9 protein-coding genes and 1 pseudogene are annotated in these 13,063 nt (G+C 40.5%); 4 read left to right on the forward strand and 6 right to left on the reverse strand.

Annotated elements, in window-relative coordinates; translation table 11 throughout:
* Nucleotides 1-6 precede the first annotated feature (6 nt).
* A complete protein-coding gene (locus tag C511_RS0103800) occupies nt 7-837 on the forward strand; it encodes a glycoside hydrolase family 16 protein (RefSeq protein WP_051260442.1) in 831 nt (276 codons plus the stop codon).
* Complete coding sequence (locus C511_RS0103805; protein ID WP_024996313.1) at nt 834-3,071, forward strand: glycoside hydrolase family 3 N-terminal domain-containing protein; 2,238 nt, start codon at nt 834-836, stop codon at nt 3,069-3,071. Before C511_RS0103800 ends, C511_RS0103805 begins: the two co-directional genes overlap by 4 nt.
* Nucleotides 3,072-3,277: 206 nt before the next feature.
* Here C511_RS0103805 and C511_RS0103810 read toward each other — a convergent pair whose 3' ends face one another.
* Entirely contained in the window at nt 3,278-3,811 is a 534-nt protein-coding gene (locus C511_RS0103810; RefSeq protein WP_024996312.1) for an RNA polymerase sigma-70 factor, read from the reverse strand.
* A gap of 198 nt (nt 3,812-4,009) precedes the next feature.
* Nucleotides 4,010-4,879 (reverse strand): annotated as a pseudogene (locus tag C511_RS0103815) (phospholipase D-like domain-containing protein); the annotation flags it as partial.
* Nucleotides 4,880-5,089: 210 nt separating this feature from the next.
* Between C511_RS0103815 and C511_RS0103820 the strand changes: the two are divergent.
* Nucleotides 5,090-7,363 (forward strand): carboxypeptidase-like regulatory domain-containing protein, encoded by a 2,274-nt coding sequence (locus C511_RS0103820; RefSeq protein ID WP_161625894.1) that lies wholly within the window; start codon nt 5,090-5,092, stop codon nt 7,361-7,363.
* 94 nt (nt 7,364-7,457) lie between these two features.
* Here the strand turns inward: C511_RS0103820 and C511_RS0103825 are convergent, their stop codons facing one another.
* The 4 genes from C511_RS0103825 to C511_RS0103840 all read right to left on the reverse strand — a co-directional run bounded on the left by C511_RS0103825 (nt 7,458) and on the right by C511_RS0103840 (nt 11,721).
* On the reverse strand, nt 7,458-8,447 hold the full coding sequence (locus C511_RS0103825; protein ID WP_024996310.1) for a type II toxin-antitoxin system antitoxin SocA domain-containing protein: 990 nt from the start codon (nt 8,445-8,447) through the stop codon (nt 7,458-7,460).
* On the reverse strand, nt 8,444-8,803 hold the full coding sequence (locus C511_RS0103830) for a type II toxin-antitoxin system MqsR family toxin (protein WP_024996309.1): 360 nt from the start codon (nt 8,801-8,803) through the stop codon (nt 8,444-8,446). The genes C511_RS0103825 and C511_RS0103830 overlap by 4 nt, the downstream gene beginning before the upstream one ends.
* Before the next feature lie 121 nt (nt 8,804-8,924).
* Nucleotides 8,925-10,937, reverse strand: coding sequence for a tetratricopeptide repeat protein (locus tag C511_RS0103835; RefSeq protein WP_024996308.1), 2,013 nt, complete (start codon nt 10,935-10,937; stop codon nt 8,925-8,927).
* A gap of 7 nt (nt 10,938-10,944) precedes the next feature.
* Complete coding sequence (locus tag C511_RS0103840) at nt 10,945-11,721, reverse strand: Cof-type HAD-IIB family hydrolase (RefSeq protein ID WP_024996307.1); 777 nt, start codon at nt 11,719-11,721, stop codon at nt 10,945-10,947.
* 154 nt (nt 11,722-11,875) lie between these two features.
* On the opposite strand from C511_RS0103840, the gene C511_RS0103845 reads away from it, so the two are divergent.
* Complete coding sequence (locus tag C511_RS0103845) at nt 11,876-13,051, forward strand: MalY/PatB family protein (protein ID WP_024996306.1); 1,176 nt, start codon at nt 11,876-11,878, stop codon at nt 13,049-13,051.
* The last annotated feature ends 12 nt before the right edge of the window (nt 13,052-13,063 follow it).

Genomic DNA, 13,063 nt, shown 5'->3' on the forward strand with positions numbered 1-13,063 from the left:
AAAACAATGAAACATTTGATTTTATGCCTTTTGGCTTTAGGAGCAGTTGCTGTCTCTTGTGCAGACAAGAAACCTGCTTATCAAACCATTACTACCCCTACCGGAACATGGGAATTGGTTTGGGATGAAGAATTTGATTACGAAGGATTACCCGACTCTACAAAATGGAGCTATGATACCAAAGGCAACGCTACAGGATGGGGAAATAATGAAGCGCAATATTATACCGAAGCCGACAAGAGCAATGCCTGGGTAAGTAACGGTATACTCACCATCACCGCCCTCAAAAAACAAATGGAAGGCAAAGAGTTTACATCGGCGCGACTCATTACCAAAGGGAAAGGCGACTGGCTGTATGGCCGTTTTGAAATACGCGCCAAACTGCCCACTGGTCTCGGCACATGGCCTGCTATATGGATGTTGCCTACCGACTGGAAATATGGAGGTTGGCCTGCAAGTGGTGAGATTGACATCATGGAAAATGTAGGTTATGATCCCGATACGATTATTGCTTCAGCACATACCCAAACTTACAATCACGTCATCGGCACTCAGAAAAATGCACGTATTGCTTGTCCGGATTCTTACAAGAATTTCCACACATATACATTAGAGTGGGAAGCGGATGAGTATCGTGCTTATATTGATGATATTCATTACTTCACTTTCAAGAACGAAAAGGCTAGTTATAAAGAGTGGCCTTTTGATAAACGCTTCCATCTCTTACTGAACCTAGCTATTGGCGGCAATTGGGGAGGTGCTCGAGGAGTGGATGAGACATTATTGCCTCACCGTTTTGAAATAGACTATGTACGTGTTTATACCAAAAAACAATGAAAGCAGGCAAAATAATACTTGGAATGTTGGTGGGATGCCTGTGTGGGTGTTCCTCCAACGGTTCACTTCATTCCCTGAAGGAAGTAAGCATTCAGGCTCTTTATGCTCAGAAGGTAGATTCTGTATTGAAGCTAATGACACTAGATGAGAAGATAGGGCAACTCAATCAATATACAGGTAACTTTCAAGCCACGGGACCTGTGGTGGAAGATACGACCAAAATAGAACAAATAAAACTGGGGTTGGTAGGCTCCATGCTGAATATAAAGGGAGTGAAGAATACGCGTGAATTGCAAGAATATGCGATGCAGTCACGTTTGCGCATTCCTTTACTCTTTGGTCTGGATGTGATACATGGACTTCGTACTATCTATCCTATTCCGTTGGGTGAAGCTGCCAGTTTCGACCTCAATCTGATGCGACGCACAGCAGCCGGTGCTGCCAAAGAAGCAGCTGCACAAGGCGTACACTGGACATTTGCTCCCATGATGGACGTCAGTCGTGATGCCCGTTGGGGACGCGTGATGGAGGGAGCCGGAGAGGATACTTGGTATGGTACACAAGCAGCTGTGGCCCGTGTGCAAGGATTTCAGGGAGATAATCTGGCAGATGTGCATACAGTCATGGCTTGTGCCAAACATTTTGCTGCTTATGGGGCTTGTATAGCCGGTAAAGACTATAATACTGTGGACATGTCGGAACAAACGCTGCACGAAGTGTATCTGCCTCCTTTCAAGGCGGTGGTCGAAGCGGGTGTTGCTTCTTTTATGAATAGTTTCAATGACATAAATGGTATTCCCGCTACCGGAAATCAATATATTCAACGTCAACTATTGAAGGGTGACTGGAACTTTAATGGCCTGACTGTATCCGACTGGGGATCTATTGGCGAAATGGTGGCTCACGGTTACGTGCCCGATCTTAAAGGTGCTGCCGAAAGTGCTATTCTGGCTGGTAGTGATATGGATATGGAGTCAAGGGCTTACGTAGGTCACCTAAAGGAACTGGTCGAAGCGGGTAAAGTCTCCGAGAAATATATTGATGATGCTGTTCGTCGCGTGCTGCTAAAGAAGTTTGAACTGGGATTGTTCGATGATCCATACCGTTATTGTAATGAGCAGCGTGAGAAGGAGACTGTTTTGTCGGAGGAATTGCGCAATCTTTCACGAGAAGCAGGTGTAAAATCCATCGTTTTATTAAAGAATGAAAAACAAGCCTTGCCTTTGTCTGAGGCTCCAAAGAGAATAGCAGTTGTAGGGGCTTTGGCCGATTCGAAAGTGGATATGCGTGGTTTTTGGGCGAATGAAGGGGTTGTTGAAGAGATGGTTACAGTGCGTGAGGGACTTGCTTCCAAATACCCTGACACCTCTTTGCTTTACGCCGAAGGGTACGATTTAGAAACAAACGAACTGAAGTTGCAAGATGCCTTACGTGTAGCGTCACAGTCCGATGTTGTGATCGTTGCTGTAGGCGAACGCTATTTCAGTAGTGGTGAGGCAAAATCGAGAGCAGACATAAATATTCCTCAATCGCACCAACAATTGGTAAAAGAGCTAAAGCAGACTGGTAAAAAGGTGATTGTGCTGTTAATGGGTGGACGACCTATGATTTTTAATGAGATGACTCCCTATGCAGATGCTATCTTACTGACCTGGTGGCTGGGCACAGAAGCCGGGAATGCAATTGCCGATGTATTGGCTGGTGACTATAATCCCAGTGGTAAATTACCGATGAGCTTTCCGCTGCACGTAGGACAAGTGCCTGTCTATTACAATTACAAGAGCACGGGACGTCCTGAAAGTAAGAACAAAGGCTATACCTGTTGCTATCAAGATATTGATTTTGAACCGGCTTATCCTTTTGGATACGGATTGAGTTATACCACCTTTGAGATCAGTGAACCAGTCCTTTCGAAAGAGACTTACACTATGGGCGATGTAGTTGAGGTGACTGTGAAGGTGAAGAATACGGGCAGTTATGCAGGCAAGGAGACGGTACAACTTTACATTCGTGATTTAGTGGCTTCTATTACTCGTCCGGTGAAAGAGCTACGTGGCTATGAACAGGTATTGTTACAGCCAGGTGAAGAGAAAAGTGTTTCTTTCAAACTCTCAATGAATGATTTGGGATTTTACGACTCACAATTGAACTTTGTGGTAGAACCGGGAAACTTTTTAGTGATGTGTGGAGCAAACTCAAAAGATACTAAATTTGCAAAATTTACTTTGAATTAAATATGTCTGTAAGCTAATTATGAAAAAATACTAGTTACTATGTTTAAATTATGCTAATAGATATAGTAACTAGTCTAAATATTAAAATTTGTTATATTTATGTTGTGATATTTGTGGGGAATATTTTATAAATAAAAGACTTTTAGTCTAATTTATTAAATGTATATAATGTGCTTAAGTTTGTTTTTTATGTGGAATGTTAAGATCTAATTATGAATAATTTGCCCCATTGCTATTAAAACTAAAAAAGTGCTGCTAGATAATGATTCCCTTATTCGCTTTAATGCAATTCCCATTTGCACTTCTACTGTTTTTACAGAGAGGTTTAGTTTGTCTGCAATTTGTTTGTAAGTTAGTTTTTCTTCGCGGCTTAATAAGAAAATTTCGCGACATCTCTCTGGGAGCTGTTTTACTATTTTGTCTAATTGTAAGATGAATAGCTCCAAGTCAAAACAGTCTTTACCTTTACTTTCATATTGTTGTTGGTTAAACCAATTCTCTAGTAGATAATGACGACTTTGTTCATCTCTTAGATGATTGAGAACCTTGTTTTTGGCAGCGTGAAAAAGATAAGTTTTAATATACTTTACTTCTATTTTTTCTCTATTTTCCCATAATTTGAGAAATATTTCTTGTAATACATCTTCAATGATAATTGAATTTTTGGTGTAGAATGTCAAGAAATGATATAGTTGATCATAATAAGAATCGTAATACTGTCTGAAAGTAGTAATATTCATTTTTTTTGTATATCTATAATGATTTTATTTGCAAAAATAGTGATTAATTTTAATATATTGGTAACTACTTAGGCTATTTTTTAAGTATAGAATTTTCCTCTACGTGCATTTTAGTAATTGCCAATAAGTTCTTATATCTTGATGTTTGATTTTTCTTTGCAGTATCTACGATTTAGTATAATTGCATGAATGTGTCTGCTCCTTATTTAACTTCTCAATACCGCCAATGCTGAAATCTTCAAAATTGGGACTATTCCAATACATCTCAAAAGTGTCAAGAGCAGTCTTTATGATGTGCGGATTTTCAACGCTTGTTACACGCATGTTCCATTCCAAACCTTCTGTTTGAGCCGACTTGGAGAGATTAGATGAGCCGATATATGCCGTGTGCATGCCGGAGTTGCGTACAAATATATAAGATTTTGCATGTAGACGTTCGATGTCAGTATTATACGATATACGTATTTCTGTATTTGGAAGTGCTGCTAACTGTTCAATAGCTTTTGCTTGTGTTGCCCCACAATAAGTAGTAGTAATGATGCGTAGGCGACTTCCTTCCTTTTGACTGAATTTTCTCAAATCATCTAGCAAAATACGTACTCCTGATACCTTTAAGAAAGATACAATTAAACAGATTTGATTTGCGCTTGCTATTTCACGGCGCATTTCTTCACCTAGAGATATGGGACTGTTGCCCCCTACAAATAAATTGCTTACCCGAAAACCGGATAAAGGACGTACTGTTTCTGTATGACTTTCAGTTTGCAATACATTTTGCTGCTTGCTCATTACTTCAGCTAACAGATGAGAAGGTTCAACAATCTGCATGTCCTTTACAAGTCCTGCTTCTTGCAATATATTATTGACTAAATTTATTCGCTCCTGCTGACTATCAGTATCTTCTAACTTTTCACGAATAATCTGTGCCAAATAGTTAGCAAGCATTTGTGGTGATTCTGCTGTATCTATATTCTTGCGAACACAAACCATATCTTGTTGTTCGGTTTTCTGGATATTGCGTTCGGTCTCCTCATTAATGATATGCTCGTATATACCTTTTTTCAACATATTCGGTTGACTTAACTAATGCATGATGTTTCTTTAGCACAAAAGTATTATTTTATTTCTCTTATAGTTTATAATTTATTTATATAATTCCAATAAAGTGATTTTTATAAGTTACTTCTGTTTTTGTGACTTTTTATTGTACCTTTGGCGAACTGATTGAGCACATTTTTGCTTCTATGCGACAAAAGACTATGAAACAAATCAATGTATATGAAAAAAATAATACTGTTTTTACTATTTATTGTGTCTATCCAACACGTTACAGCACAAACAATAAAAGGCACTGTCTTAGATACTAATCATCAGGCGCTACCTTACGTAACAGTTCGTTTACTCCAAACTGATTCAACTTTCGTTCAAGGTGCTTATACTGATAGTTTAGGGGTTTACTCAATGGATATGAAACGCGAAGGGAATTATTTATTGAGCTTAAGCTGCATCGGTTACAAAACACACCTGTTGCAAGTGCAGGCACAAACTACTAAAACATTTCCCACGGTCATTTTAGAGACCGACAATGTGGTTCTCAACGAGGTCACCGTTGAGGCTTCTTCCTTTGTTCGGCAAGCCGATAAGCTTTTGGTCTATCCGGATAAAAAACAAGTGAAGCACTCATCTTCAGGATATGATTTGCTTTATAGATTGATGATTCCGGAGCTGGACGTAGACAGAATGGATGGAAAAGTATCGACTTTGGGCGGCGAAGCTACGCTTTATATTGACGGACGTAAGGTTGACTCTAAAGAAGTGAAAAACCTGAATCCTAAAGATATTGATAAGGTTGAGTATTATGATGTTCCTAGCGGAAAATATATGAATGATGTGGCGGCTGTTAACTTTATTACCAAGAAATATAAAACAGGCGGATACGTGTCAGTAAATGCAGAACAACGAATTGGTTATTTGAACGGAGATTACAATGTCGTGGCTAAACTATCGCACGATAACACCAGTTACACCTTGTTTGCCGGGCATGCCATGCAAAAATATGATGGCACAAAAGACAAAACGAGTGAGCATTTTGTTTTTTCAGATCATGAAACAGATCGCCAATCGGGCACGTTGGAAAATAGGGTAAAGAATAACAGCCAATATACTCAGTTCAATGTTGCAAATGAGAGTACCAAACGTACACTTATTGGAAAATTATCTTTGGTGCGTAATGATGCTCCCGATAATTTTAGCAGAAACCTATTGAAATATGATGATACGGAACAGGTGATAGAGAACTTTAAAAGTACAGATCAGTCCGGATGGAAAACAGACATGGAACTATACGGTTATTTTCATTTGAATAAGAATCAGTTTTTGGAAACGAGCCTAGGGGCTAACTATACTAATAACTCGTATACTTATGGATACAAGGAGCCAAATTATTTGACTTTAACCGATAGCAAAGAAGATTTATACGATTTTTCAGTGAATGTGAATTATGGCATTGAATTCAACCCTCAAAGCTCACTAACAGCTCAGGCTTTTCATTTTCAAACAATCAGTTCTGTGGATTACAAAGGAACTAACCCTTCCTGGCAGCATTTTTGGAATGGTGAGAGTATTTTATTCCTAGAATATAACCAGAAAATAGGAAAGAAAGTGACGCTTAAAGTTGGTCCGGGCTTATCATACGTACAATATCGTTTGCACGGTGGTGACAGAGAAGACCAGTTGACTCCTCGCTTGCGTTCCCGCTTGATTTATTCTTTTGCCAAAAATCAGCAGCTTCAGTTAAGATACCATGTAGGTAACAGTCAGCTGCAAATTAATGAGTTAAATGAAGTAGAGCAACAAATTGATTCTTTGCAGATAAGGCGGGGCAATTTGAATCAAAAGATTGCTTTTCTTTATAAAATCATTGCATCATACAGCGGACAATTTGGTCGGTTTAATCTAGGTGCTGAGTTGTGGTATGATGGGATTAATCATGTTCCTTCTGAAGGTTTTTACATTGAAAATGATAAATTGATAAGAAGTTATCAAAGTGAGGGGAAACGTAGAATGCTTTCAAGCCAACTGTCGGGCGGATGGAAGGTGACAGATAATTTTCGTGTTAAGTGTGTTGGTAATTGGTTGTATATCAGGCATAAAGATACGCCGGAAACGTTACGTCATTTTTCGGGTATGGTGCAAGCTGACTACTATTTAAATGATTTTTCGGCGGGAGTGTTTTCCCGAACGAAGAATAAATCGCTAAACTATAACCTGATGTACATCACTGAACCGGCTCAATATGGTTGCTATATTGGCTGGAGCCATTCCGGCTGGCAGTTAGAAGGTGGGTGGAAGAATCCTTTTTCAAAACATGGTCAAAAGGAATCGTCTATGAATCGGAGTGTTTACAGTTTCCACAATGTGGCTACGGGTAAACTTTATCAGCAAAGTGGCTATGTCAAAGTAACTTATACTTTTGACTTTGGCCGGAAAACGTCTCGTGCTAACAACGAAATTAACACGAATATGAATAGCACCATTTTAAAGCTGGATTAACACATATCGGGCTATTGGCAGATAATCAAAGAATAGAGATATTCAACTTTAGATTTAGGCTACCAATCTAAGAAATGGTAGCCTAAACATAAAGTTAGGAATCAAATGCATGAAGTGTAAATGCCTCCTTATAGTCTATTAATTGATTGCTATTATTGAACTTTATCCAAGCGTTTTCTCTGTGACTTAAATCTGATATTTCCGATGCGGAGAAATCTTTAAATTTGTCAAGTACCATCTCTAAAACCGCAATTTCTTCAGTCGAAAAGCAATTATAATCAGGTGAAAGTGTAGAACATAGTTTTGTTCCACAATTGCCAGACGTAAATTCAATAATTTCTGGATAGACATCGTCTATTAAACTATAAACTCTATCCCATCTTACCGGGACTGGTCCAAACTGAATTGCTTTATATGCCAAACCACTCATTCCATATCCGTATGTCTTATATGATAGAAAATCTGTATAGAAGAGTAGCTTATTCATTTTGGTATTAAATGTGTTACCGCATTTTTCTATAAAGAAGAGTATGATATTTTTTAATTTGCTGTATGATTGGGTAGCATATCCGTTGCATACTCCTCTAGAATATGAATCAAAAATAAGTTCTTCTTTGATGTGAGGTCCCTCATATTCCATCGCTTTTTTGAGTTTAGAAAGTATTTTCTCAAAATCTTTGACTTCAAATTGATTTTTCGCGTTTTCAACAAATACTTTAAAAATAGATGGTTCTTTTATGGAGCTAAGTATCTTTCCGTTTGCTTCACTTGGCATATCTCCATTTTCGTATAATCGATATTGATTATCACCAAATCCTAATATCTCAGACATCTTGGATGCCGAGAGCTCGTACATTTGTCGAATACGTTTGATCTCATCGGGAAATGGGATTCCATACTTTACGCGATATTGGTTGTACACTTGCGATAGATTGAGTTCGTCAATCTCCGTTGTCGTGAAACGCTCCTTAGTGTCTTCGCATTGATAATACAGATGAACATACTGAAATTTCTCTTTGCGAAACATCAATTCTGAATTTTCTTGTTGGAGGGCAACATTTCCTCCTGTAAAAGGACTTTTCATTGTTTTTCTCCTTTAAATTTATAATTCATTTTATATTCGGCAATATGAAATGATACACAAATGGTATTAGTGTTTTCCTGACCTAGTGATATTTTAATATAAACCTCTTGCCCTTTTATATCTTTGCCAAATACCCACATGTCTCCCATGTGGTTTAATGTATCAACTATGGGACCTTGACAGTAATCTTCAACCTTAATTTCTTTGATAACTGTTTCTCGATATTTAGGTGTAATCTCTAATTCTGCAAGTGTTTGAGCATTTTTTCCTCTATCATCTCTAAAAATAATACTGAATATTTTTAGCTTTTGATGAAATTCTTTGAGAAATGCTTCTACAACTTCTTTTGTCACCATTCGTTTTTATTTTGCAAAGTTAATAATAAAGTTGTTATAATGACTTATTTCCAACTTTAAAGTTGGAAAATTGTTTTATTTGAATCTTTGATTTGGAATAAGATTAGTTACTCAAAGGGAGCTATTTTTTCTTCTTCTTTTTCTTTAATTCTTCCGCCAATCGCCATTGCAAACTGGCAAGATCTTCTTTCCCTGCTTTAAGTAAGGCATCGCCAAAGAGTTCGTGAGCACCGGGATGTTCGGGCTTTAGTGTGGTGGCTTTGTCGAGGTCGGCCAAAGCGCCGTCGTTATTTTCTGTTTTCAGGCGTAACTTTCCTCTGTTATAAAAGGCTTTGAAATCAATTGGTGATAGCTTGATGGCAGTATTGAAACAATTTTCTGCTTCGCCGTATTTGCCTTCGTTGCTAAGAGTGATTCCCTTGCGCACCCATGCATCAACATATTCGGGGTACAGATCGAGGGCTTTGTCGTAATTAGCCAATGCGGCGCGATTGTCATGAGCCACGGTGATGCATTCATTTCCCATCTGGTAGTACTCTTGTGCATACTTGCGCAGCCGTTGCTTTTGTTGCGCCATCTGCTCCTTCAATTCTTTGTTTTCGGCGCGAAGCTGGTTGATGATGTTCAGCTTCTTGCGGATGAAACGTTGAATAACAGGCTTTTCAATGTCATAACGAGAATGGATGGCTTTGAAGAATTGCTCTAGAAATGCGGCAAAGTTTCCTGCATCGAAAGCTTTCACCGACTCTACATATTGCACGTCGGCCTGAGCTTGCTTCAAGGCTTTGTCTATGGCTACGCGGTTGTTGAACCGTTCCGAGAAACTCACTATCTCGGGGCGCACAAAGATGTCGGCCCTACTGATTTGCTTCTTCAATTGTATACCTTCCAGTGAAGTACAACGGCTGAGTGCCACGTAGGCTTGTCCGCCAGCAAACACGCCTCCGGTAAAGTCAATCACTACCCGGCTGAAGGTAAGGCCCTGACTTTTATGTACGGTGATGGCCCAAGCCAAACGGATAGGGTATTGTACAAATACTCCCAGTTCTTCTTCTTCAATTTGTTTCTTTTCTTCGTTGTACCGGTAACGTATGTTTCGCCACGAGTCTTTCTTCACATCGCACTCTTTACCGTCATCCGTTAAAACGTAAATGGTTCCTTCTTCGTCAATGCCGCTCACTACACCGATGGTACCGTTGACCCAGCGCTTTTCGTAATCGTTTTTAATGAAGATGATCTGTGCTCCGGGCTTCAGGACCAGATCTTTGGGGGTAGGCAGACTGCTTTCAGGGAACTCGCCGGTTATTTCGCCGGGGAATGTGATGGGATCTCCGGGCAGTTCGGCTAGTTTTTTATCGTTGATGAAGTCCACACTGTCACGACGGGTGGCGAGTGTGATGTACATGTCTTCTTCTGATTGCTTGAGGCTTGTGCCGTAACGCGTGTTGAGTAGTTGGAGGTCGGCCGCTCCTGCGGTATTGGTGCGGATGTGATCCAATACGCTCACAAAAACTTTGTCGGTTTGCCGGTACACCTTCTTCAACTCAATGGATACGAGGTCTATTTCTGCAAATACGCGTGCCGAGAAGAAATAGGGAGTGGGGTAGAAACGGTTGATGATTTCGCGTTCATCGTTTTTAACTACGGGCTCCAGCTGAAACACATCGCCCACCAAAAGAATCTGTTTGCCGCCAAAGGGTTCGCGCAAGTTGTGTGAATATACCCGCAAAATACGGTCGATGGCATCAATCGTATCTGCGCGTACCATGGAAATCTCGTCGATAATAACTAGTTCAACTTGTTCAATGAGCTTGCGGTGAGGCTTGGCGTATTTGAAAAATTCGTGTATGCGTCCTTTCTGTAAACTGAGGTTCGGATCGTCGGGCAGCAACGGGTAAAAAGGTAGTTTGAAGAAGCTGTGCATGGTGCTTCCGCCTGCATTGATGGCGGCAATACCCGTAGGAGCCAACACAATGTGCTTCTTCTTTGTGTTTTGGCAGATGTATTTTAGGAAAGTCGACTTACCCGTACCTGCCTTACCGGTAAGGAATACCGACTGGCGGGTGTACTGAATCAAATTCAGTGCGTCCTGAAATTCTTGGTTTTGGGTGTCGACTGTTAAGTTATCTGCCATGATATTTTTATATTAAGTTGAAATGTTTCAATGCGTTCCAGATGCCGTCTTCGTCAACAGAATCGGTTACGTAGTTGGCCGAGGCTTTTACGGTATCGTTGGCGTTGCCCATCGCTATTCCGATACCGGCATGGCGAAGCATGCTGATGTCATTTCCTCCGTCTCCGAAGGCCATGGTTTCTTCTAACGTGAAGCCGAAACGTTCCATGATTTTATCCATGCCGAGTTGTTTGCTGTTGCCTTTACAAACGATGTCGGTAAAGGTAGGATACCAGCGGCTCGACTCACAATGGGGCATGAGGGGCAGGTATTTTTCTTCCTCTTCCAACGTGAAGAAGGGTGATAATTGGAAGATTTCTTTTTTACCGGCATCTTCCACACTGATTTCGGGCACATCGGGAAACTTCAACATTTGTATGAAGGATGCCGTCTGTGCATTGGGATTGCAAAAAGACATTTCTTTCTCGTGCACAATAACACACGGACAGTTTCTCTCTTTTTTCAGTATGCCGAGCATCGTTTCTACATCGCTTTTCGGAATGGGGCTTTTGTAAATGACCTCATCGTTTTCGCCAAAGCAATAACTTCCGTTCATGGTTATGTAACCGTCAAACTGTAGGTTGCCCAGATTGTTAATAGCTACCCGGGGGCGGCCGGTGGAGATGAACAGTTTGATTCCTTTCTTTCTGAGTTCGGCTATGGCGTTGAGGGTAGATTGCGGTATGGTATGGGTGTTAAAACTAACAAGTGTCCCGTCGATATCAAAAAACAGGGCTTTTATCATAATTATTATTCTTTTTCGTTTGTTGCAAAAATACGAACTTAGTACCATAGATATGGTATTTTTATGGCTTTTTAGTCTAAAAAATAACATTTGTTTTTATTATCAACGAGATGAATCTTACCTTTGTGAATGTAATCTTTAAAAGAATAAGGATATGATATATAATTTTGATGAGGTGATTGATCGTCGCAACACGGATGCGCTGAAGCTGGAGGCATTGCAACCTCGTTGGGGAAGAACGGATTTGATTCCCTTATGGGTGGCGGATATGGACTTTCGTACGCCTCCGTTTATAATCAAAGCTTTGCGTGACAGACTGGAAAATGAAATATTAGGCTACACGGTAAAACCGGATAGCTGGTATGATTCCATTATAAATTGGGTTAATCAGCGTTATGGCTGGAAGGTTTCCCGCGAAATGATGAACTTTACACCGGGCATTGTGCCGGGATTGGCTATGTTGATTCAGAGTCTGACTCGCCCCGGCGACAAGGTGATGGTGCAACCCCCGGTGTATCATCCGTTTTTTCTGATCACACAGCACAATAACCGTGAGGTGGTGTACAATCCGCTGGTGCTTGAAAACGGTCAGTTCCGTATGGATATGGAGCGTTTCAAAGAGGATGTAAAGGGGTGCAAACTGTTCATTCTTTGCAACCCGCACAATCCCGGAGGCAGGGTGTGGACAAAAGAGGAATTAATTGAGGTGGCCCGCATCTGTGATGAAAACGGTACCATTGTGGTGTCTGATGAAATTCATGCCGACCTGACGTTACCTCCCAACAAGCATTGTTCTTTTGCTACTGTTTCTGAGGAGGCAAGGCGCAATTCCATTGTCTTTATGTCGCCCAGTAAGGCGTTCAACATGCCGGGCATGGCAAGCTCTTATTGTATTATCGAAAATGAATCGATACGTCGCACATTTACGGCTTACATCAATGGCAGCGAGTATGCTGAAGGGAATGTGTTTTCTTTTATCGGGGTGGCGGCGGCTTACAGTAACGGTACGGAATGGCTTGACCAGGTGATTGCTTACATTCAGGGTAATATTGACTTCACGGATCGTTTTCTGAAAGAGCGTATTCCGGCTATTAAAGCCATATTACCACAGGCTTCTTACCTGGTTTTTCTGGATTGCAGGGAACTGGGTTTGTCGCAACCTGAATTAGTCTCTCTCTTTGTGGAGGGAGCGCATTTGGCATTGAACGATGGGGCTATATTTGGTAAGGAGGGTACCGGTTTTATGCGGCTGAATGTGGCAACGCCACGCAGTGTGCTGCAGAAGGCTTTGGAACAATTGGAAAAAGCTTGTAACGAACGACAAAAATAATGATTATACGGA

The sequence above is a fragment of the Bacteroides graminisolvens DSM 19988 = JCM 15093 genome (genome assembly GCF_000428125.1).
GTDB classification, from domain to species: domain Bacteria; phylum Bacteroidota; class Bacteroidia; order Bacteroidales; family Bacteroidaceae; genus Bacteroides; species Bacteroides graminisolvens.

Bases quoted from the DNA above. Each gene is read 5' to 3' on its own strand.
- C511_RS0103800 (WP_051260442.1), top strand. From the start codon at position 7: ATGAAACATTTGATTTTATGCCTTTTGGCTTTAGGAGCAGTTGCTGTC.
- C511_RS0103805 (WP_024996313.1), top strand. From the start codon at position 834: ATGAAAGCAGGCAAAATAATACTTGGAATGTTGGTGGGATGCCTGTGT.
- C511_RS0103810 (WP_024996312.1), bottom strand. From the start codon at position 3,811: ATGAATATTACTACTTTCAGACAGTATTACGATTCTTATTATGATCAA.
- C511_RS0103820 (WP_161625894.1), top strand. From the start codon at position 5,090: ATGAAAAAAATAATACTGTTTTTACTATTTATTGTGTCTATCCAACAC.
- C511_RS0103825 (WP_024996310.1), bottom strand. From the start codon at position 8,447: ATGAAAAGTCCTTTTACAGGAGGAAATGTTGCCCTCCAACAAGAAAAT.
- C511_RS0103830 (WP_024996309.1), bottom strand. From the start codon at position 8,803: ATGGTGACAAAAGAAGTTGTAGAAGCATTTCTCAAAGAATTTCATCAA.
- C511_RS0103835 (WP_024996308.1), bottom strand. From the start codon at position 10,937: ATGGCAGATAACTTAACAGTCGACACCCAAAACCAAGAATTTCAGGAC.
- C511_RS0103840 (WP_024996307.1), bottom strand. From the start codon at position 11,721: ATGATAAAAGCCCTGTTTTTTGATATCGACGGGACACTTGTTAGTTTT.
- C511_RS0103845 (WP_024996306.1), top strand. From the start codon at position 11,876: ATGATATATAATTTTGATGAGGTGATTGATCGTCGCAACACGGATGCG.